17 protein-coding genes and 2 tRNA genes are annotated in these 19,429 nt (G+C 68.4%); 15 read left to right on the top strand and 4 right to left on the bottom strand.

Annotated elements, in window-relative coordinates; all coding sequences use genetic code 11:
* Positions 1 to 2 precede the first annotated feature (2 nt).
* Entirely contained in the window at positions 3 to 1,757 is a 1,755-nt protein-coding gene (locus OG579_RS00345) for a glycoside hydrolase family 13 protein (protein WP_328857691.1), read from the bottom strand.
* Between the two features lie 100 nt (positions 1,758 to 1,857).
* Positions 1,858 to 2,271, bottom strand: a complete 414-nt coding sequence (locus OG579_RS00350; protein WP_408068716.1) for a globin — start codon at positions 2,269 to 2,271, stop codon at positions 1,858 to 1,860.
* A 187-nt stretch (positions 2,272 to 2,458) separates the two neighbouring features.
* On the opposite strand from OG579_RS00350, the gene OG579_RS00355 reads away from it, so the two are divergent.
* The 3 genes from OG579_RS00355 (at position 2,459) to OG579_RS00365 (ending at position 3,984) form a co-directional block, all read left to right on the top strand.
* Positions 2,459 to 3,139 carry an HNH endonuclease gene (locus tag OG579_RS00355; protein WP_082080018.1) on the top strand — a complete coding sequence of 227 codons (681 nt, stop codon included), beginning with the start codon at positions 2,459 to 2,461 and terminating at the stop codon, positions 3,137 to 3,139.
* A gap of 133 nt (positions 3,140 to 3,272) precedes the next feature.
* Positions 3,273 to 3,524: an aa3-type cytochrome oxidase subunit CtaJ gene (ctaJ, locus tag OG579_RS00360; protein WP_045822352.1), complete on the top strand. Its 252-nt coding sequence runs from the start codon at positions 3,273 to 3,275 to the stop codon at positions 3,522 to 3,524.
* Complete coding sequence (locus OG579_RS00365) at positions 3,511 to 3,984, top strand: DUF5130 family protein (RefSeq protein WP_045822353.1); 474 nt, start codon at positions 3,511 to 3,513, stop codon at positions 3,982 to 3,984. The genes ctaJ and OG579_RS00365 overlap by 14 nt, the downstream gene beginning before the upstream one ends.
* 94 nt (positions 3,985 to 4,078) lie before the next feature.
* Here the strand turns inward: OG579_RS00365 and pepN are convergent, their stop codons facing one another.
* Entirely contained in the window at positions 4,079 to 6,688 is a 2,610-nt protein-coding gene (gene pepN, locus OG579_RS00370) for an aminopeptidase N (protein ID WP_328857693.1), read from the bottom strand.
* Positions 6,689 to 6,908: 220 nt separating this feature from the next.
* Between pepN and OG579_RS00375 the strand changes: the two genes are divergently transcribed.
* The 5 genes from OG579_RS00375 to sthA all read left to right on the top strand — a co-directional run bounded on the left by OG579_RS00375 (position 6,909) and on the right by sthA (position 11,366).
* Positions 6,909 to 7,556: a mycothiol-dependent nitroreductase Rv2466c family protein gene (locus OG579_RS00375; RefSeq protein WP_328857694.1), complete on the top strand. Its 648-nt coding sequence runs from the start codon at positions 6,909 to 6,911 to the stop codon at positions 7,554 to 7,556.
* A gap of 54 nt (positions 7,557 to 7,610) precedes the next feature.
* A complete protein-coding gene (locus OG579_RS00380; RefSeq protein WP_045822356.1) occupies positions 7,611 to 8,084 on the top strand; it encodes a ribose-5-phosphate isomerase in 474 nt (157 codons plus the stop codon).
* 7 nt (positions 8,085 to 8,091) lie between these two features.
* A complete protein-coding gene (locus OG579_RS00385) occupies positions 8,092 to 8,880 on the top strand; it encodes an Fpg/Nei family DNA glycosylase (protein ID WP_328857695.1) in 789 nt (262 codons plus the stop codon).
* 79 nt (positions 8,881 to 8,959) lie between these two features.
* The gene (locus OG579_RS00390; protein WP_328857696.1) at positions 8,960 to 9,829 is read left to right on the top strand and encodes a PE-PPE domain-containing protein; all 870 of its coding nucleotides are present in this window, start codon (positions 8,960 to 8,962) and stop codon (positions 9,827 to 9,829) included.
* Positions 9,830 to 9,932: 103 nt separating this feature from the next.
* Complete coding sequence (sthA, locus tag OG579_RS00395) at positions 9,933 to 11,366, top strand: Si-specific NAD(P)(+) transhydrogenase (protein WP_328857697.1); 1,434 nt, start codon at positions 9,933 to 9,935, stop codon at positions 11,364 to 11,366.
* A 96-nt stretch (positions 11,367 to 11,462) separates the two neighbouring features.
* On the opposite strand, the gene OG579_RS00400 is transcribed toward sthA, so the two are convergent.
* Positions 11,463 to 12,149, bottom strand: coding sequence for a L,D-transpeptidase (locus tag OG579_RS00400; protein WP_408068717.1), 687 nt, complete (start codon positions 12,147 to 12,149; stop codon positions 11,463 to 11,465).
* 303 nt (positions 12,150 to 12,452) lie between these two features.
* Here OG579_RS00400 and OG579_RS00405 point away from each other — a divergent pair.
* The 7 genes from OG579_RS00405 to OG579_RS00435 all read left to right on the top strand — a co-directional run bounded on the left by OG579_RS00405 (position 12,453) and on the right by OG579_RS00435 (position 19,426).
* A tRNA-Gly gene (locus tag OG579_RS00405) sits at positions 12,453 to 12,523 on the top strand.
* A gap of 168 nt (positions 12,524 to 12,691) precedes the next feature.
* Positions 12,692 to 12,765: transfer RNA gene (locus OG579_RS00410), tRNA-Pro, on the top strand.
* 110 nt (positions 12,766 to 12,875) lie between these two features.
* Positions 12,876 to 14,288, top strand: a complete 1,413-nt coding sequence (gene tig / locus OG579_RS00415; protein WP_328857698.1) for a trigger factor — start codon at positions 12,876 to 12,878, stop codon at positions 14,286 to 14,288.
* Positions 14,289 to 14,471: 183 nt separating this feature from the next.
* A complete protein-coding gene (locus OG579_RS00420) occupies positions 14,472 to 15,083 on the top strand; it encodes an ATP-dependent Clp protease proteolytic subunit (RefSeq protein ID WP_045822382.1) in 612 nt (203 codons plus the stop codon).
* Between the two features lie 65 nt (positions 15,084 to 15,148).
* Positions 15,149 to 15,820, top strand: a complete 672-nt coding sequence (locus tag OG579_RS00425) for an ATP-dependent Clp protease proteolytic subunit (RefSeq protein ID WP_045822383.1) — start codon at positions 15,149 to 15,151, stop codon at positions 15,818 to 15,820.
* A gap of 261 nt (positions 15,821 to 16,081) precedes the next feature.
* The gene (gene clpX, locus OG579_RS00430) at positions 16,082 to 17,362 is read left to right on the top strand and encodes an ATP-dependent Clp protease ATP-binding subunit ClpX (RefSeq protein ID WP_055789597.1); all 1,281 of its coding nucleotides are present in this window, start codon (positions 16,082 to 16,084) and stop codon (positions 17,360 to 17,362) included.
* Between the two features lie 84 nt (positions 17,363 to 17,446).
* Positions 17,447 to 19,426, top strand: a complete 1,980-nt coding sequence (locus tag OG579_RS00435; protein ID WP_328859102.1) for a S9 family peptidase — start codon at positions 17,447 to 17,449, stop codon at positions 19,424 to 19,426.
* Positions 19,427 to 19,429: the final 3 nt, after the last annotated feature.

The raw sequence follows: 19,429 nt of genomic DNA on the forward strand, positions 1-19,429 counted from the left end.
GGTCAGACCAGCCAGGCCGCGGCGTTCGGGGCCAGGCGACCCTCGTCGAGCGGGGCACTCGTGAGCAGTACCTCACCCGCGGGGAGTCCGACCGGGGTGTCGCCGGCGTTGAGCACGCACACGAGGCGGCCGACGGCGCGACGGAACGCGAGGCACTGCGGTGGTGCGCCGTACCACTCGATCTCCTCGCCCGCGAACTCCGGACGCGTCTTGCGCAGCTCGATGGCCAGTCGGTACAGCGACAGCGTGGAGTCGACGTCCTCGAGTTGGTGCTCGGCGGTCAGGACGTCCCAGTCCTTCGGCATGGGCAGCCAGGTGTCCTCGGTGGTGCTGAACCCGTACGGCGGGGTGTCGCCGAGCCACGGCACCGGGATGCGGCAGCCGTCGCGGCCGCGGTTGGTGTGGCCCGAGCGCTCCCACACCGGGTCCTGCAACGCCTCCTCGGGAAGGTCGATGTTCGGCAGACCGAGTTCGGATCCGTTGTACAGGAACACCGTTCCCGGCAACGCGAGCTCGACCATGACCATCGCCCGCGCCCGGTCGAGACCGACGGCCTCGGTGGTGTCGGCGGCGTAGCGCGTGACCTCTCGCTCGACGTCGTGATTCGACAGCGTCCACGTGGGATTGCCGCGCACCGAGTCGACCGCGGCGAGCGAGTTCTCGATGGCCTCACGGATCGACTCGGCGTCGAAGTCGGCCTCGGCCAACCGGAAGTTGAAGCCGAGGTGCAGTTCGTCGGGCCGGATGTACTCGGCGAAGCGCGCGTTGTCGCGCACCCAGATCTCCCCGACGGTGACCGCGTCGGGGTACTCGTCCATCACCTCGCGGATCCGACGGTGGATGGCGTGCACCCCGGGGTTGTTGAACCGCGGATCGTCGTCGTCGTTGATGAGCAGGCCGGTCTGCAGTTCCTCGGGCATGTCGGGGAGTCCCGGCGGCTTGGCCATGCCATGGGCGACGTCGATGCGGAATCCGTCGACGCCCCGGTCGAGCCAGAACCGCAGGGTGGTGGCGAGATCCTCGAAGACCTCGTCGTTCTCCCAGTTCAGATCGGGTTGCTCGGGGGCGAAGATGTGGAGGTACCACTGTCCGGGCGTGCCGTCGGGCTCGGTGACGCGCGTCCAGGCCGGGCCGCCGAAGATGCTGGGCCAGTTGTTCGGCGGCTCGCCGCCGTCCTCGCCGAGACCGTCGCGGAAGATGTATCGCTCGCGGGCTGCGCTGCCGGGTTCGGCGGCGAGCGCCTCGACGAACCACCGGTGCTGATCGCTCGTGTGGTTCGGGACCAGGTCCATGGTGACCTTGATGTCGCGCGCGTGAGCCTCGGTGACCAACGCGTCGAGTGCGCCGATGCCGCCGAAGAGCGGGTCGATGTCACGGGGGTCGGACACGTCGTAGCCGTGATCGGCCATGGGGGAGCGCATCACCGGGCTGATCCACAGCGCGTCGACGCCGAGCAGCTCGAGGTAGCCGAGCTTGTCGATGACCCCCGGGAGGTCCCCGACGCCGTCGCCGTCGCTGTCGGAGAACGATCGCGGATAGATCTGATAGAACACCGCCGACGTCCACCACGCCGGGGTGTCGAATTCGTCGGTGGATACCGCGGCAGGTTGCGCCGAAGCGGAAAGGTCCTGACCCGCAGCGAGATCGGTGGCGCCGGAGTCCTCGGCGGCGTCGGTCGTCGCCGCGACGCCGTCGGCACACTCGGGTGCGGAGTCGTCGATGGCGGCTTGCGGCGATTCGTCATTCACGGATGTCATCTTGCCTCACCGGCGGTCGCGCCCCCGGTCCCGCCGCGCCCGGGCGTGGCCGCGCTCACACCGGCGTGGCGCAGATCGGCGCGCTCACGCGTACGGAGGTCTACAGCGGGGAGTTGACCATCGACTCCGCGGCCATCTCCATGTAGTCCACCAATGCGCGGCGATGGTCGTCGTCGAGGCGGTCGGCGCCGATGGAGTCGATCGCGGTGTGCATGCAGCGCAGCCAGGCGTCGCGTTCGATGGGGCCGATCCGGAACGGGTGGTGGCGCATCCGGAGACGCGGATGGCCGCGCTCGTCGGAATAGGTGCGTGGGCCGCCCCAGTACTGCTCGAGGAACATCCGCAGGCGCCGCTCGGCCGGGACGAGGTCCTCCTCGGGGTAGAGCGGCCGCAGGATCTCGTCGCGCGCCACCTCTTCGTAGAAACGTCGGGTGAGGTCGTCGAAGGTCTGCGCGCCCCCGACCGCGTCGTAGAACGTCGTTGCGCCATCGGTCACGACCCCAGTGTCCCTCATCGACCGATGTGCTCCGACGCCCCGGCGCTGCCCACCCCTGCCCGACACCTGATGTTCACCCGTCGATGGCCCCTCTGAGCTGCGGAAATGCACGCCCGCGAGGCTTCTCGGCCGGGCCGGGCGCGTAATGCAGTGCGTTCGGTGCGATTCCGTGGTGAACTGGATCGTCCCCACTGTCGGAGGTCGGATGACACGCATGAGGAAGCAGCAGTCAGAGCGGGTGACCGCGCTTGTCTCCACCGTGTCCGGCCACCATTCCGGATCCGCAGCCGGTCGGCTCCACGGCAGTGCTGGGTCCGCGGGCGAGACGACCGCGCCGATCGACGAGAACGGCGTCGCCACCACCGCGGTCTGGGGCAAACACCGGGTGCTGTTGCTCAACGCGACCTACGAACCCCTCACCGCGATCTCCATCCGGCGCGCCGTGGTCCTGGTCCTGCGTGAACGCGCCGACGTGGTGCACACCGACGAGATGGGTCCGGCCATCCACTCCGCCGACCTCTCCATGCCGATCCCGTCGGTCATCCGCCTGCGCACCTACGTGCGGGTGCCGTACCGGGCGAAGATCCCGATGACGCGCGCGGCGCTGATGCACCGCGATCGTTTCCGATGCGGCTACTGCGGGGCCAAGGCGAACACGATCGACCACGTGGTGCCGCGCAGTCGCGGGGGAGCGCACAACTGGGAGAACTGCGTGGCCTGCTGCGCGAACTGCAACCACAGGAAGGCCGACCGGCTCCTGTCGGAGCTCGGTTGGACGCTGCGCGCCTCGCTGACCCCGCCGAAGGGCCGGCACTGGCGGCTGCTCGCGACGGTCAAGGAGATCGATCCCGCCTGGTCGCGCTACATCGACGTCGGCGCCGCCTGACCTCGGTGGCACCGATGCCCACGCGGTCGACTACAGCTCGTCGTACCCGAATGGTCCCCGGCGGTGGAGTTCGGCTAGATTTTCCCGGAGTACGGCTTCTCTGGGCGCAGCTCCACTGCTGAAGGGTGTTGGGATGGATGACCTCATAGTCGCGATCGGCGTTCCCGTCACGATCATCTGCATCGTGTTCGTGATCGGTTGCGTCGTGTCGATGGCGTGGGCCTTCGGCGCGAAGTACGAGAAGACACAGCCGTACACGCTCGATCAGGAGTGGACGCGCGACCCGATGCTGCTCAGTGCGACCGACGCGGCGCCGCTGTCGGTCGTCCACCACGATCTCGGCGCCGACGAACTGATCGGAGGGTCCGCAAGTGGCAAGTGGTGAGATCAAGCCCGTCGTGACCGATCCCGACGCGCTCCCGCTCGGCGCCGTCGTCACCACCAGCGGTCGCATCTCGGCTGCCCGCATGCCGGGCTCGGCCGCGGCGACACCGCCGTTCGCTCGTGACGAGCTCGTGGCCCTCGACGAGGCCCTGTCGCACGCCACCGAGCTCGCGCGGGTCCGCTTCTCGATCTTCATCGGCGACCTGGGTTCCGACCCGTACGCCGGTGCCACCGCCGTGCTCCCGCAGATCCCGGAGCCCGCGCACGCCGCGCTGATCGCGGTGTCGCCCAACAGCCACGACATCGTGGTCGTCAGCGGCAGCGCCGTCGCCGACCGCGTCAACGACCGCGTCGCGCAGCTCGGCGTCACCGCTGCCATCGCCTCGTTCCGCAACAACGACATGGTCGACGGGCTCATCGCCGCGCTGCGCGTGATGGCCACCGCCGTCGCCCGTTCCTGAGCCGGCACCGCACGACGCCGACTCGGCACACGCCGCAACCACGAACGCCGCGTCCCTTCCGGGGACGCGGCGTTCGTCGTTCGGTGTGGCGATCTCAGCTCCGGGGGTCCTCCCCGCGATCGAAGCGGCGGATCCGCAGCGAGCGGGCGACGGTGTCGCGACCCTCGAGGATGAGCCGACGCAGCGCGGCCGGGTGTTCCCCTGCGAGCAGGGCATCGGCGAGCTCGAGCGAGTGCTCGTCGATCGACCACTGCGGGTAGAGCCCCACGACGACGCTCTGAGCGACCTCGCTCGACCGCCGCTTCCACACCTTCGGCACGGCGTCGAAGTACTTCTCGACGTACGGCGCCAGCAGCTCCTCCTGCCCGGGCCGAGCGAAGCCGCCGATCACCGCGCGGGCCAGCGTGTTCGACAGCGAGTCGTCCTCGACCGCCTGCTCCCACGCGTGCGCCTTGGCCTCGGCCAGCGGGCGCGCCGAGCGGGCCGCGGCGGCCTTGCGGGCACCGGCGGCGGTGTTGTCGGCCTGCGCCTCGGCGTCGATGACCGGCGTCGATGCGGGATCGGTGTCGATCGCACCGGCCGCGGCGAGCGCGGTGACGATCGACCACCGCAGATCGGTGTCGACGGTGAGGCCGGCGAGACCGTGATCGGCCGGGTCGTCGCCGTCGAGCAGCGAACGCAGCACCTCGACGACGTCGTCGTCGGCCGGTGACGCGAGCAGCGACCCGACGAACGCCAGCTGGTGATCCGATCCCGCCTCGGCGGCACGGGCCAGTTCCAGCAGTCGCGTGGTGAAGCGCGGCCAGCCCGTGCTCGCCGCCCACTCCGGATCGCTGTAGCGGTCGACGGCGGTCTGGGCCTGCATGAGCACACGCTGCACCACGCCGATCTCGGTCTCGGCGCCGATACCGCGCTCGACCAGTGCGACGAAGTCGCGGGCCCGCATGGTGGCGCCACGGGTCATCTCCCACGCGGCCGACCACACCATCGTGCGCGGCAACGACTCGGTGATGTCGGCGATGCGCTCGGTCGCGGTGGCCAACGAGTCCTCGTCGAGCTGCACGGTGCAGTAGGTCAGGTCGTCGTCGTTGACCAGGATCAGGGCACCGCGGTCCACCCCCACGAGGTCGGGAACCTCGGTGCGCTCTCCCTCGACGTCGAGTTCCGCGCGGTGGACACGCACGAGCTTGCCGTTGTCGTCGTCGGCGTAGATCCCGACCGCGATGCGGTGCGTGCGGAACTCACCGGCGCCGGGCGCGGCGCCCTCCTGCACGAGTTCGAAGCGGGTGAACGCGCCGGAGTCGTCGACGTCGAAATCGGCACGCAGCACGTTGATGCCGGTGGTCTTGAGCCACTGGTCGCCCCAGTCCGACAGGTCGCGGCCGGACGACTTCTCGAGTGCCCCCAGCAGATCGGAGAACGTGGCGTTGCCGAACTTGTGGGCGTCGAAGTAGTCGCGCAGACCCGCGAGGAAGTCCTCGAGGCCCACGTACGCCACCAACTGCTTCAGCACCGACGCGCCCTTGGCGTAGGTGATGCCGTCGAAGTTGACCTCCACCGCGGCGATGTCGGGGATGTCGGCGGCAACCGGGTGGGTCGAGGGCAGCTGGTCCTGGCGGTAGGCCCACGACTTGTCGACCGTCGCGAACGTGGTCCAGGCGCTCGTGTACTCGGTGGCCTCCGACTGGCACAGGACCGACGCGAACGTCGCGAAGGACTCGTTGAGCCACAGGTCATCCCACCACTTCATGGTGACCAGGTCGCCGAACCACATGTGCGCCATCTCGTGCAGCACGGTCTCGGCGCGACGCTCGTAGAGCGCCTTGGTGACCTTCGACCGGAAGACGTAGTCCTCGAGATAGGTGACGGCGCCGGCGTTCTCCATCGCGCCGGCGTTGAACTCGGGCACGAACAGCTGGTCGTACTTGCCGAACGCGTAGGGGACGCCGAAATTGCGGTGATAGAACTCGAAACCCTGCTTGGTCTCGGTGAACAGCCGCTCGGGGTCCATGAACTCGGCCAGCGATGCGCGGCAGTAGATCCCGAGGGGGATGGTGCCGTGGTCGTCGGAGTACTCGTCGGTCCAACTGGCGTAGGGGCCCGCGATGAGGGCGACGAGGTAGGTGCTCAGCACCTCGGTGGTCGCGAAGGTGTGGCGACCGTCGCGTCCCTCCGACACCGCGCCCTCGGAATCGGTCGGTGCGGCGTTCGAGATCACCACCCAGTCGGTGGGTGCGGTGACGGCGATGTCGTAGGTCGCCTTGAGGTCGGGCTGGTCGAAGCACGCGAACATCCGCTTGGCGTCGGCGGTCTCGAACTGCGAGTACAGGTAGACCGAGTCGTCGGTGGGGTCGACGAACCGGTGCAGCCCCTCACCGGTGTTCGAGTACAGGCAGTCGGCGACCACGGTGAGCTCGTTGTGTGCGGCGAGGCCGGACAGGGTGATCCCGTCCTCCTCGGTGTAGCCGGAGACGTCGATGTCGGTGCCGTTGAGCGTCGCCGACACCACGGACTTCGCGACGACGTCGATGAACGTCGAGGAATCGGCGTCGGCGGTGAAGGTCACGGTGGAGGTCGAGCGGAAGGTCTCGGTCCCGGGCTTGCCGGCGCCGTCGGTCAGGTCGAGGTCGATGACGTAGTTCTCGACGGCGATCGTCGACGATCGCCGGGCCGCGTCGTCGCGGGTCAGATTCGGTGCACTCACAGAGGATTGTCCTGTCGGTGGTGTGTGGGTCGGGCGGTGGTGGAGAAGACGTCGGGGGAGCCCAGTCGTGTCGTCAACACACTTACCCCATCATTCCTCCCACCCCGGTGTGCAGGGGCGACGGCAGGGTCGGGAATGCCGACCGGCGCTCGCCGTTGACTCTCACGAGACGTTTGGCAGAGTCCACTGGCATGCGCACGCCCCGACGTGAGGAGTTTTCATGAGCACCACCGCTGAGCAGACGACCGACACCACCGGCTCCACCGCACGCGACCGCGTCGATTTCTGGCTCGATCCGTTGTGCCCCTGGTGCTGGATCACCTCGCGCTGGATCCTCGAGGTCGAGAAGGTCCGCGACATCGATGTCGAGTTCCACATCATGAGCCTCGCCGTCCTCAACGAGGGCAAGGACATCCCGGCCGACTACGCCGAGAAGCTGAAGGAGGCGTGGAAGCCGGTCCGCGTGCTGCAGGCGGCCGTCGACGCGCACGGCCACGAGGTCCTCGACCCGCTCTACACCGCCATGGGCACACAGATCCACAACAACGGCGTCGACGACTTCGAGAAGGCGATCGCCGCATCGCTGGCCGACGCCGGTCTGCCCGCCGAACTCGCGAAGGCCGCCGACTCCGGCGAGTTCGACGACGCGATCCGGACGAGCCACCACGAGGGCATGGACGCCGTCGGCGACGACGTGGGCACACCCACCATCCACATCAACAACGTCGCGTTCTTCGGCCCGGTGCTCTCGCGCATCCCGCGCGGCGACGACGCCGGACGGGTGTGGGACGGCGCCGTGGCGCTGGCGAGCTACCCGCACTTCTTCGAACTCAAGCGCAGCCGCGACGAGGGACCGCAGTTCGACTGAGGAGTCCCCGGCCACCGTGTGATCGGCCCCCGATGACCTGGCATGCTGTAGCGCATGCGCGTCTACCTGGGGGCCGATCACGCCGGCTTCGAACTCAAGAACCAGATCCTCGATCACCTCACCGCCGCGGGCCACGAGGTGACCGACTGCGGTGCCCACACCTACGACGCCCAGGACGACTACCCGGCGTTCTGTGTGGCGGCAGCGCTCGCGACCGTCGCCGACGAGGGCAGCCTGGGCATCGTGCTCGGCGGTAGCGGGAACGGCGAGCAGATCGCGGCCAACAAGGTGCCCGGCGCCCGATGCGCGCTCGCCTGGAGCGTGGAGACCGCGCAGTTGGCCCGTCAGCACAACAACGCCCAGCTGATCGGTATCGGCGGGCGCATGCATTCCACCGACGAGGCGCTCGCCATCGTCGACGCGTTCCTCGCCACGCCGTGGTCGGAGGAACCGCGCCACCAGCGTCGCATCGACATCCTCGCCGACTACGAGCGAACGGGACAGGCTCCCGCCCTGCCCGCGAACTGAGCGTCGTATGCCCGAGGGCCACACTATCCACCGGCTCGCTCGCCTGCACCATCGTCGCTATCGCGGCCAACAGCTCGCGGTGTCGAGTCCACAGGGGCGTTTCGTCGCCGAGCGCCTCGACGGCCAGTACTTCACCCGGGCCGAGGCGTGGGGCAAACACCTTCTGCACCACTACGACTCGGGTGACATGGTGCACATCCACCTCGGGCTGTACGGCAAGTTCTCCGACGTGAAGGCGCCCATGCCGCCACCGGTCGGTCAGGTCCGTCTGCGTATCGAGGGCGACGACCACGGCGGCGACCTGCGCGGCCCCACCGCGTGCGAGATGTTCACCCCCGAGGACCTCGACGCCCTGGTCGCCCGGTTGGGTCCCGATCCGTTGCGCAAGGACGCCGACCCCGACAAGGCGTTCGCACGGATCCACAAATCGCGTCGTCCGCTCGGCGCGATGCTCATGGACCAGAAGGTCATCGCCGGGATCGGCAACGTGTACCGCGCCGAGGTGCTGTTCCGTGCGAACGTCCACCCGATGCGACCGGGTACCGCGGTCGATCACCGTGTCTGGCAGAAGATGTGGGACGACACCGTCGAACTGATGGATGTCGGGGTCCGGCGCGGCAAGATCATCACCATCCGGTCCGAGGACGACCACGGCACGCCGGGCATGCGCGGTCGTCCGCGCAGCTATGTGTACCGCCGTGGCGGCGAACCCTGTCGGATCTGCGGTAACACGATCCTCGGTGAGGTGATGGAGGGTCGCAACCTGTTCTGGTGCCCCTCCTGCCAGCCGGACTGATCGTCGGCGCGCGCACTGCCAGCCAATCCTCAGAGTCCTCGGACTCGATTTCTCAGGTCCGGGGTCGAGTATCGGTCCCATGACCACAGTGACCGTCCTCGCCGTCGGCGGGACCGGGGAGTCCTGGCCCGGTGACCGTCGGACCGACCTCACCGGTCTGCTCGCCGAGGTCGGTGCACACCTCGACCACCGTTTCCGGTGCCGATGGGTGGGCTACCCGTCGAGCTACGGACCCGTGCCCCATCGCGACGGGATGAGCTTCGCCGAATCGGTCGCCGTCGGATCGGCGAGGCTGCAGGCCGCGATGGCGGTGGTCGACGGACCGGTCATGCTCATCGGCTATTCGCAGGGATGTGTGGTCATCCGCGACGCGCTGTCGAGTGCCCGGCGTGACGGACGCGACCTCTCGTCGGTGCTCGGCGTGGGGCTCGTCGCCGACCCGCATCAGCCACCGGGCGCGGTCGCCGGGTGCGAGGGATTCGGGATCGCCGGCCCCGGTCCCGCACTGCCGCCGGACATCGCGACGATGTGGATCGCCGATCCGAACGACATGATCTGCAACGCCAGCGACGACTCACTGATCCGCGACATCGCCGATCTCACCAGCGCACTGTCGTTGCGGGATGTCGCGTCCTGGATGCGGCGCATCGGCCAGACGCTGCGCGCCAACGCCTTTCAGAACGCGGCGCGCACCGCGATCCGCCCACGGCAGTGGCGTCGTGACATCACCCGTATCCGGACGGCGCTGGTCGAGATCGCCGCGTATCTGCCCGCAGTGATCATGTGGCACGGCATCACCATCACCAATCGCCGTGGCGGCCGCCACGTCGCCTACGGGTCGGAGCCGTTGGGCGGTCGCGGTGACCTCTGTGGCTGTGAGGTGTTGGCGCAGTGGATGCAGGTGCAGGCCACCTTCTCCGCCGACCGGCAGCTGCCGCGCAGCGCCTGACGCGGGACGTCAGAATTCACGTCCACGACATGTGGCGGCGTCCGAACTGGGTGACACTGGGCCGGTCTGTGCGTGTCGCCTGTCACCGAAGCGGAGTGCAACTGTGGATCACTACGACCTCGTCGTCATCGGATCGGGCCCGGCGGGCCAGAAGGCGGCGATCGCCGCAGCCAAGCTCGGTAAACGCGCCGCGGTGGTCGAACGCCGCGACATGGTGGGCGGGGTCTGCATCAACACCGGCACCGTGCCCTCGAAGACCATGCGCGAGGCGGTCCTCTACCTGACGGGCCTGAGTCAGCGTGAGCTCTACGGCCAGTCCTACCGTCTGAAGTCCGACATCACCGTCACCGATCTCTCGGCGCGCACCCAGCACGTGGTGGCCAAGGAGATCGACGTCATCCAGAGTCAGCTCACGCGCAATCGCGTGGCGTTGCTCATCGGCAACGCGCGCTTCACGGGTCCGAACGAGATCGCCGTCGACGGTCCCGACGGAGAGCGCAAGGTGGTGACGGCCGATCACGTCGTCATCGCCGTCGGCACCCGGCCCGCGCGTCCGTCGACGGTGGAGTTCGACGGCGCGACCATCGTGGACTCCGATCAGATCCTGGGCATGGATCACGTTCCCCAGTCGATGGTCGTCGTCGGCGCCGGGGTGATCGGCATCGAATACGCCTCCATGTTCGCCGCGCTCGGCACCAAGGTCACCGTCGTCGAGAAGCGGCCCCACATGCTCGACTTCTGCGATCGCGAGATCATCGAGGCATTGCAGTACCAACTGCGCGAACGGGGGGTGACCTTCCGATTCTCGGAATCGGTGAAGACGGTGGAGAAGCATCCGCAGGGCACCCTCACGATCCTCGAGTCGGGCAAGAAGATCCCCGCGGGCTGCGTGCTGTACTCCGCCGGTCGCCAGGGGGTGACCGACGAACTCGGTGTCGAGGAGGCGGGGCTCACCGGCAACGACCGCGGCCGGCTCGAGGTCAACGAGTTCTTCCAGACCGAGGTCGACCACATCTACGCCGTCGGTGACGTCATCGGCTTCCCCGCGCTCGCGGCGACGTCGATGGAGCAGGGGCGGCGGGCCGCGTACCACGCATTCGGCGAGCCGATCGGCAACGGCACGGGGATCCAGCCCATCGGCATCTACTCGATCCCGGAGGTGAGCTATGTCGGGAAGACCGAGGAGGAGTTGACCGAGGACACCGTCCCGTTCGAGGTGGGTGTCGCGCGGTACCGCGAACTCGCCCGCGGTGCGATCATGGGCGACTCCTACGGGATGCTGAAGCTGCTCGTCCACGCCCACGACCGCACCCTGCTCGGCGTGCACGTGTTCGGCAGCAACGCAGCCGAACTCGTCCACATCGGCCAGACGGTGATGGGGTGCGGCGGAACGGTCGACTACCTCGTCGACGCGGTGTTCAACTACCCGACGTTGGCCGAGGGATACAAGGTCGCCGCACTCGACGCGGTCAACAAGATGCGCGCGATCTCCCGCGTGACCGGAGAAAGCAACGGCCACGAACTCGGGGCGCACTGACCTCGTCCCCGGCCGAACGCCCTCCTTGGACGCCCACCGACGCGACGAGGCCCGACCGTGGAGCACGGTCGGGCCTCGTTCGGTGGAGAAGGTGGGTCAGCTGCCCTGCACGTACTGACCACCCACGGTGCCGCGGACGACGATCGGCGTACCGGTGGGGAAGTTGTCGTAGATGTACTTGGCATTCTCGGTGTTGAGGTTGATGCAGCCGTGGCTGACGTTGGTCTTGCCCTGCTGCTCCACCGACCACGGGGCGGCGTGGGTGAAGATGCCGTCCCAGCTCATCCGGACCGCGTACTCGACGTAGGTGCGGTAGCCGCCCGGGGCGGTCACGGGCACGCCGTAGGTCGACGAGTCCATGTACATGTCGCGGTACTTCTCCTTGGTGAAGTACGTGCCGTTCGGGGTGGGGTGCTCGTTCGACCCCATCGAGATCGGCATGGTGCGGGTGACCTTGCCGTCATGCCAGATCGTCAGGGTGTGCGTGGCGTCATCGGCCAGTGCGATCCATCCGGTCTTGGTGGGCGCCGGCGGCGCGGGCTCGGCGGGCTCGGCCGGGACCGGGGCGGGCTGGGGGGTGCTCGGGGCCGGCGGGGCCGGGAGCAGCGGCTTGAGGAAGTCCGGCACGGGCACACCCGGCAGGCCCGGGATGGTCGGTGTCGGTGCGGCGGGCGCGGCCATCGCCGCGGTCGGGACCGCCACGAGGGCGATCACGACGCCCATGAGCACGGTGAGCACGCGGCGCACGGTGTGGGCACGGCGGGTGGACTTGGGAGTCAGCACGAGTTCGAGACCTGTCCTTCGATCGGATGCGGGTGTACGGCGCGAGACCCCACGCGCCCACTCATGGTGACACGGACCGAGGACAGCGCCCAACCCAGACCGTGTCTGATTCGTTACAGGAGTGTTGTCATGCGACTCGTGAGGCACACGTGACAGCTCGTGCGGGAGGAACTCCTGGGAGACGCGTGTCACACGAGATGGTCGGCAATCGCCTCGTCGGGGATTTCGGATCGGCCACGCCCACGCGGTACAGTCGCTTCCGCACGCGACGCCGGTGGCGATCCCACCCGGCGTGGTGTGCTCGCGGGTGTAGCTCAATGGTAGAGCCCTAGTCTTCCAAACTAGCTACGCGGGTTCGATTCCCGTCACCCGCTCACCGGACGTCACAGGCGCCGATCGCACTGCGGTCGGCGCCTGTGTCATGTCGGTCGCCCCACCGCCTCGCGAGGCGATTCCCGAGGTCGCACCGCGGCAACGTAGTATTTGCGCTCGGTGTCTGCGAGGACTGCGAGCCTTCTTCTCCGCTGTGGCACCGGCGAGTCCGGGATGTGGCGCAGCTTGGTAGCGCATCCGCTTTGGGAGCGGAGGGTCGCAGGTTCGAATCCTGTCATCCCGACGACAGATGGATCCCCGGGCGAGAACCCCCGACGCGTCTGCGTCCGGACCAGACCCCTGGCCCGGAGACCCCAGACCCGTACCACCGTCATCACACAAGGAGTCAAGTTCGTGAAGAGCACTGTCGAGCAGCTGAGCCCGACGCGCGTGAAACTCAATGTCGAGGTCCCGTTCGAGGAGCTCGAGAAGGATTTCGCCCGCGCCTACAAGTCGTTGGCCCAGCAGATCCGCATCCCCGGCTTCCGGCCGGGCAAGGCCCCCGCCAAGCTCATCGAGGCACGGGTCGGCCGCGATTCGGTGCTCGCGCAGGTCGTCAACGACGCGCTCCCGGGCAAGTACTCCGAGGCCATCGCCGAGACCGAGACCAACCCGATCGGTCAGCCCGACATCGACCTCTCCGAGCTCGAGTACGGCAAGTCGATCACCTTCACCGCCGAGGTCGACGTCCGTCCCGACATCGCCCTGCCCGACTTCGCGTCGCTGTCGGTCGAGGTCGAGCCCGTCGAGGTCGACGACGCCGCGGTCACCGAGCAGTTCGACGCGCTGCGCGCCCGCTTCGGCACCCTCACCGGTGTCGAGCGGCCCGCGAAGGACGGCGACTTCGTCTCGATCGATCTCGCCGCCACCGTCGACGGTGCCGAGGTCGAGGAGGCCTCCACCACCGGCCTGTCCCACGAGGTCGGTTCGGGTCAGCTCATCGACGGTCTCGACGAGGCGCTGGTCGGCATGAGCACCGGTGAGGACAAGGTCTTCACCACCACGCTCGTCGCCGGCGAGCACAGCGGCTCCGAGGCCGAGGTGACCGTCACCGTCAACTCGGTCAAGGAGCGCGAGCTGCCCGAGGCCGACGACGACTTCGCCCAGATGGCCAGCGAGTTCGACACCATCGACGAGCTGCGCGCGGACCTCACCGAGCGCGTCGGCCAGTCGAAGAAGATGGAGCAGGCGAGCGCGATCCGCGACGCGGTGCTCGAGAAGCTGCTCGACTCCGTCGAGGTGCCCCTGCCGCAGGGTGTCGTCGACGCCGAGGCCGAGAGCCAGATGCACCAGGTCGTCCACGCCTTCGATCACGACGACGACAAGGTCGCCGAGTTCCTCGCCCAGCAGGGGACCACCCGCGAGGAGTGGGAGACCGAGGCGCGCGAGGGTGCCGAGAAGTCGGTTCGGTCGCAGCTGCTGCTCGACGCGATCGCCGACGCCCGCGAGACCGTCGTCGGGCAGGACGAGCTGACCCAGCAGATCATGTTCCAGGCGCAGCGCTACGGCATGGCTCCCCAGGACTTCATCGCCCAGCTGCAGCAGGCCGGACAGGTGGGCGCGATCTACGCCGACGTCCGTCGCAGCAAGGCGCTCGCGGGCGTCATCGGTCTGGTGTCGGTCACCGACACCACTGGCGCCACCGTCGACACCGCCGAGTTCTTCGGTGGAGGCGAGGACGCCGACCCCGAGGGCGACACCCCCGGGATCGAGGGCGCCGGGACCGAGCAGGCCGAGGCCTCGGCGAAAGAGCCCGAGACCAGCTAGGACCACCGACGACAGCGGCCACCGATGTGTTCCGCTGTCAGCGAATAGGGGCGGCTCCGACGACTCGGGGCCGCCCCTGTTCGTTAGTGTCGACGAAGAGCACTCCCGCACAACGATCTCGTGCACGGCGCCTCGTGCGCCGACCGCCGAGATCTCTCCCGACCTCTTTCGAAAGTAGGAATCGTGACCGAGTCGAAGATCCACACGCCTGCGATGAGCTCGGGTGTCACCGCGAGCTCGGGCATGTCCGGCCTGAACCTGAGCGACTCGGTCTTCGAGCGCCTGCTGCGCGAGCGGATCATCTTCCTGGGCACCCAGGTCGACGACGACATCGCCAACCGGCTGTGCGCTCAGATCCTCCTGCTCGCCGCCGAGGACAGCACCAAGGACATCAACCTCTACATCAACTCGCCCGGCGGGTCGGTCACCGCGGGCATGGCGATCTTCGACACCATGCAGCTCGCTCAGTGCGATGTCGCGACCTACGCGATGGGCATGGCGGCGTCGATGGGCCAGTTCCTCCTCGCCGCCGGTGCGAAGGGCAAGCGTCACGCCCTGCCGCACGCGCGGATCATGATGCACCAGCCGTCGGCGGGTATCGGTGGTACCGCGGCCGACATCGCCATCCAGGCCGAGCAGTTCGCGCTGACCAAGAAAGAGATGAACCGCCTCAACGCCGAGTTCACCGGACAGCCGCTCGAGAAGATCGAGGCCGACGCCGACCGTGACAAGTGGTTCACCGCAGAGGCGGCCAAGGAGTACGGATTCGTCGACCACGTGATCTCGCGGGCCTGACCGACCCCGACCCGACTCCACCCACGCCCCGCGCGCATCGCCGCCCAGAGAACCTCGGAGAAACCATGAGCAACGTGTTCGGATCCACCCCCAGTCCCGCAGGCGTGGCCGCCGCCGGACTCCAGAGTCGCTACATCCTGCCCTCGTTCATCGAGCACACCCCCAACGGGATGCGGGAGTACAACCCGTACGCCAAGTTGTTCGAGGAGCGCATCGTCTTCCTCGGCACCCCGATCGACGAGACCGTGTCGAACGACATCATGGCGCAGCTGCTGGTGCTCGAGTCCCAGGATCCCGACCGGGACATCACCATGTACATCAACTCGCCCGGCGGCAGCGTGCCCGCGATGCTGGCGATCTACGACACCATGCAGTACGTCCACTGCGACATCGTGACGGTCTGCCTCGGCGAGGCCGCCTCGGCCGCGGCGGTCCTGCTCGCCGCGGGTACCCCCGGCAAGCGCGCCGCACTGCCCAACGCCACGGTGCTCATCCACCAACCGCGCACCGGCGGTTCCTACCAGGGCCAGGTGTCCGACCTCGAGATTCAGGCCGCCGAGATCGAGCGCATCCGCCGCCTCCTCGACGAGATCCTGTCCGGTCACACAAGCCAGGACCCCGACAAGATCCGCCGCGACACCGACCGCGACAACATCCTCACCGCGGCGCAGGCCAAGGAGTACGGGATCATCGACGAGGTCTTCGAGTACCGCAAGAAGTCCGCACGCCGTAGCTGACGTGCACAGCTCTCGGGCGACACGCCGGGTGCGCAGCGGTTGCGCCCGGCGTGGTCACCGAGGGGTGATCCTGTACGCCTGGGACCACTGAGAACTCGTGTTCCCCACCCGTGTCGGCCCCTGCCGACGCGGTCATGACAAAAGTGTTTATCGGTCGAAGTTCGGTCGGCCCGCGGGTACGGTCGTTCATACTGACGCCAGGTCGGTTCGCCCGACGCGATGCCCATCGCGCCGGTGCACAAGGAAGAGGTACAGCACACGATGGCGCGAATCGGAGACGGTGGCGATCTGCTGAAGTGCTCGTTCTGCGGAAAGAGCCAGAAGCAGGTCAAGAAGCTCATCGCGGGCCCCGGCGTGTACATCTGCGACGAGTGCATCGACCTGTGCAACGAGATCATCGAGGAGGAGCTCGCCGAGTCGAGCGACGTCAAGCTCGACGAGCTGCCCAAGCCCTCGGAGATCCGCGACTTCCTCGAGAACTACGTCATCGGCCAGGACACCGCGAAGCGGACCCTGGCGGTGGCCGTCTACAACCACTACAAGCGCATCCAGGCCGGCGATCGCAAGGACTCGCGCGGCGGCGAGGCCGTCGAGCTGGCGAAGTCGAACATCCTCATGCTCGGCCCCACCGGCTGCGGCAAGACCTATCTCGCGCAGACCCTGGCGAAGATGCTCAACGTGCCGTTCGCCATCGCCGACGCGACCGCGCTCACCGAGGCCGGCTACGTCGGTGAGGACGTCGAGAACATCCTGCTGAAGCTGATCCAGGCCGCCGACTACGACGTGAAGCGGGCCGAGACCGGCATCATCTACATCGACGAGGTCGACAAGATCGCCCGCAAGAGCGAGAACCCGTCCATCACCCGCGACGTCAGCGGCGAGGGCGTGCAGCAGGCCCTGCTGAAGATCCTCGAGGGCACCCAGGCCTCGGTTCCCCCGCAGGGCGGCCGCAAGCATCCGCACCAGGAATTCATCCAGATCGACACCACGAACGTGCTCTTCATCGTGGCCGGCGCGTTCGCGGGCCTCGAGCGCATCGTGTCCGATCGAATCGGCAAGCGCGGCATCGGTTTCGGCACCGAGGTCGCGAAGAAGAACGACGACGAGATGACCGACGCGTTCGCCGAGGTCATGCCCGAAGACCTCATCAAGTTCGGTCTCATCCCCGAGTTCATCGGCCGCCTGCCGGTGGTGGCATCGGTGACCAACCTCGACAAGGAGTCGTTGGTCTCCATCCTCTCGACCCCCAAGAACGCGCTGGTGAAGCAGTACGTCCGCCTGTTCGACATGGACGGCGTCGAGCTCGAGTTCACCCCTGACGCCCTCGAGGCCGTGGCCGACCAGGCCATCCATCGGGGCACCGGCGCTCGCGGTCTGCGCGCCATCATGGAAGAGGTCCTGCTCCCGGTGATGTACGACATCCCCAGCCGCGACGACGTCGCCAAGGTGGTCGTCACCGGAGAGACGGTGCGCGACAACGTGTTGCCGACCATCGTCCCGCGCAAGCCGCGTCGCGACGAACGGCGTGACAAGACCGCGTAGTCTCGCGGCGTGACGCACGCCGAGAAATCAGACTTCGCCGATCTCGATCACTACATCGCCCTGCCGCGCGTGAGCGGCCTGGCGATGTCGCCCGACGGCCATCGGCTCGTCACCACCGTCGCCACCCTCGACGACGCCTCCACGAAGTACGTCTCCGCCCTGTGGGAGATCGACCCCGCCGGTGACGGAGCTGCCCACCGCCTCACCCAGGGCGCCGACAGCGCCACCGCACCCACCTTTGATGGCTCCGGCTCCCTGTGGTTCATCCGGAAGTCCGCGCAGGATCCTGATGCAGACCCGCAGGCCGCCCTCTGGCGCCTGCCGGCGGTCGGCGAGGCCGAGCGGGTCGCACTGCGCCCGGGCGGCGTCGCCTCGATCGTGACCGCGACCGCGAGCGACCGGGTGCTCGTCCTGGCCGACGTGCTCTCGCGCACACCGGACACCGACGCCGACGTCCGCGAGCGCCGGCAGACGACGACCACCTCGGCGATACTGCACGATCGCTACCCGGTACGTCACTGGGACGCCGACCTCGGGCCCGGGCGACCGCACCTGTTCGACGTCGCGCACGACGGCCGGCTCGATCCCGTCGTCACGCGACCGGGCGCGGCGCTACGTGATGCACATGTGGCGATCGCACCCGACGGCGACGTCGCCGTCACCACCTGGCGGACCGGCGCACCCCAGGCGGCGACGCGAACCGCCCTGGTGCGCATCGATCTTCGTGCCGACACACCGACCGAGCCGGTGACGCTGCGTGCCGATCCCGACGCCGACTTCTTCGCTCCGACGATCTCGCCGGACGGTACGCGGGTCGCGTTCGTGTCGGAGTCGGTGACCACCCCCACCACCGCGCCGATGGTGACGGTCGGCATCATCGACCTCGCCACGGGCGCGGTCACCGAGCCGGCCGCGAACTGGGATCGATGGCCCACCTCGGTGTCGTGGTCGGCGGACGGAACGGCCCTGATCGTCACCGCCGACGACGACGGCCGGGGGCAGGTGTTCGTGATCGACGCGACCGGGCGCGAGGACCGCGAACCCGTGCGCGCGGTGACATCCACCGACCACTGCTACAGCGATGTGTGCGTACACCCCGACGGCACGACGCTGTTCGCGCTGCGCAGCTCGCCCGCCGAGCCGTCGCACGTGGTGCGCATCGACATCGCCGACGGTGCGGTCACCCCGCTGCCCGGGCCCGCCGAACTCCCGGCACTGCCCGGCACCTTGGAGGAGCTGCGCACCCAGACCATCGACGGCACACCCCTGCGGGCGTGGCTCGCGCTGCCGCACGGTGCGAGCGAGCAGGCGCGGGTTCCGCTGCTGCTGTGGGTGCACGGGGGACCGCTGGCGTCGTGGAACGCGTGGTCCTGGCGGTGGAACCCGTGGATCGCCGTCGCGGCGGGCTACGCGGTGGTGCTGCCCGACCCTGCCCTCTCGACGGGATACGGGCAGAACTTCATCCAGCGCGGGTGGGGGAGTTGGGGCTTCGAGCCCTACACCGACCTCATGGCGGTGACCGACGCCGCCGAGGCCGACCCCCGCATCGCGTCCGAGCGAACGGCGCTCATGGGCGGATCGTTCGGCGGGTACATGGCGAACTGGATCGCCGGGCACACCGACCGGTTCCGGGCCGTGGTCACCCACGCGAGCCTCTGGGCGCTCGACCAGTTCGGGCCGACCACCGACGGCGCCGACTACTGGTCGCGCGAGATGTCGCCGGAGATGGCGGTCGAGAACTCGCCCCACCTCTACGTCGCCGACATCGTGACCCCGATGCTCGTCATCCACGGCGACAAGGACTATCGCGTCCCGGTCGGCGAATCGCTGCGGCTCTGGTACGAGCTGCTCTCCGAATCGGGACTCCCCGCTGCCGACGACGGGACGACAGTCCACCGGTTCCTGTACTTCCCCGACGAGAATCACTGGATCCTCAAGCCGCAGAACGCGATCATCTGGTATCGGGTGGTGCTGGCCTTCCTCGCCCAGCACGTGCGGGGCGAGACCGTCGACCTGCCCGACGTCCTCGGTGACGTCGAGATCGCGCCCCACGACCCGATGTGATCG

Origin of the sequence: Williamsia herbipolensis, assembly GCF_036153515.1 — a bacterium.
Taxonomy (GTDB): domain Bacteria; phylum Actinomycetota; class Actinomycetes; order Mycobacteriales; family Mycobacteriaceae; genus Williamsia_A; species Williamsia_A herbipolensis.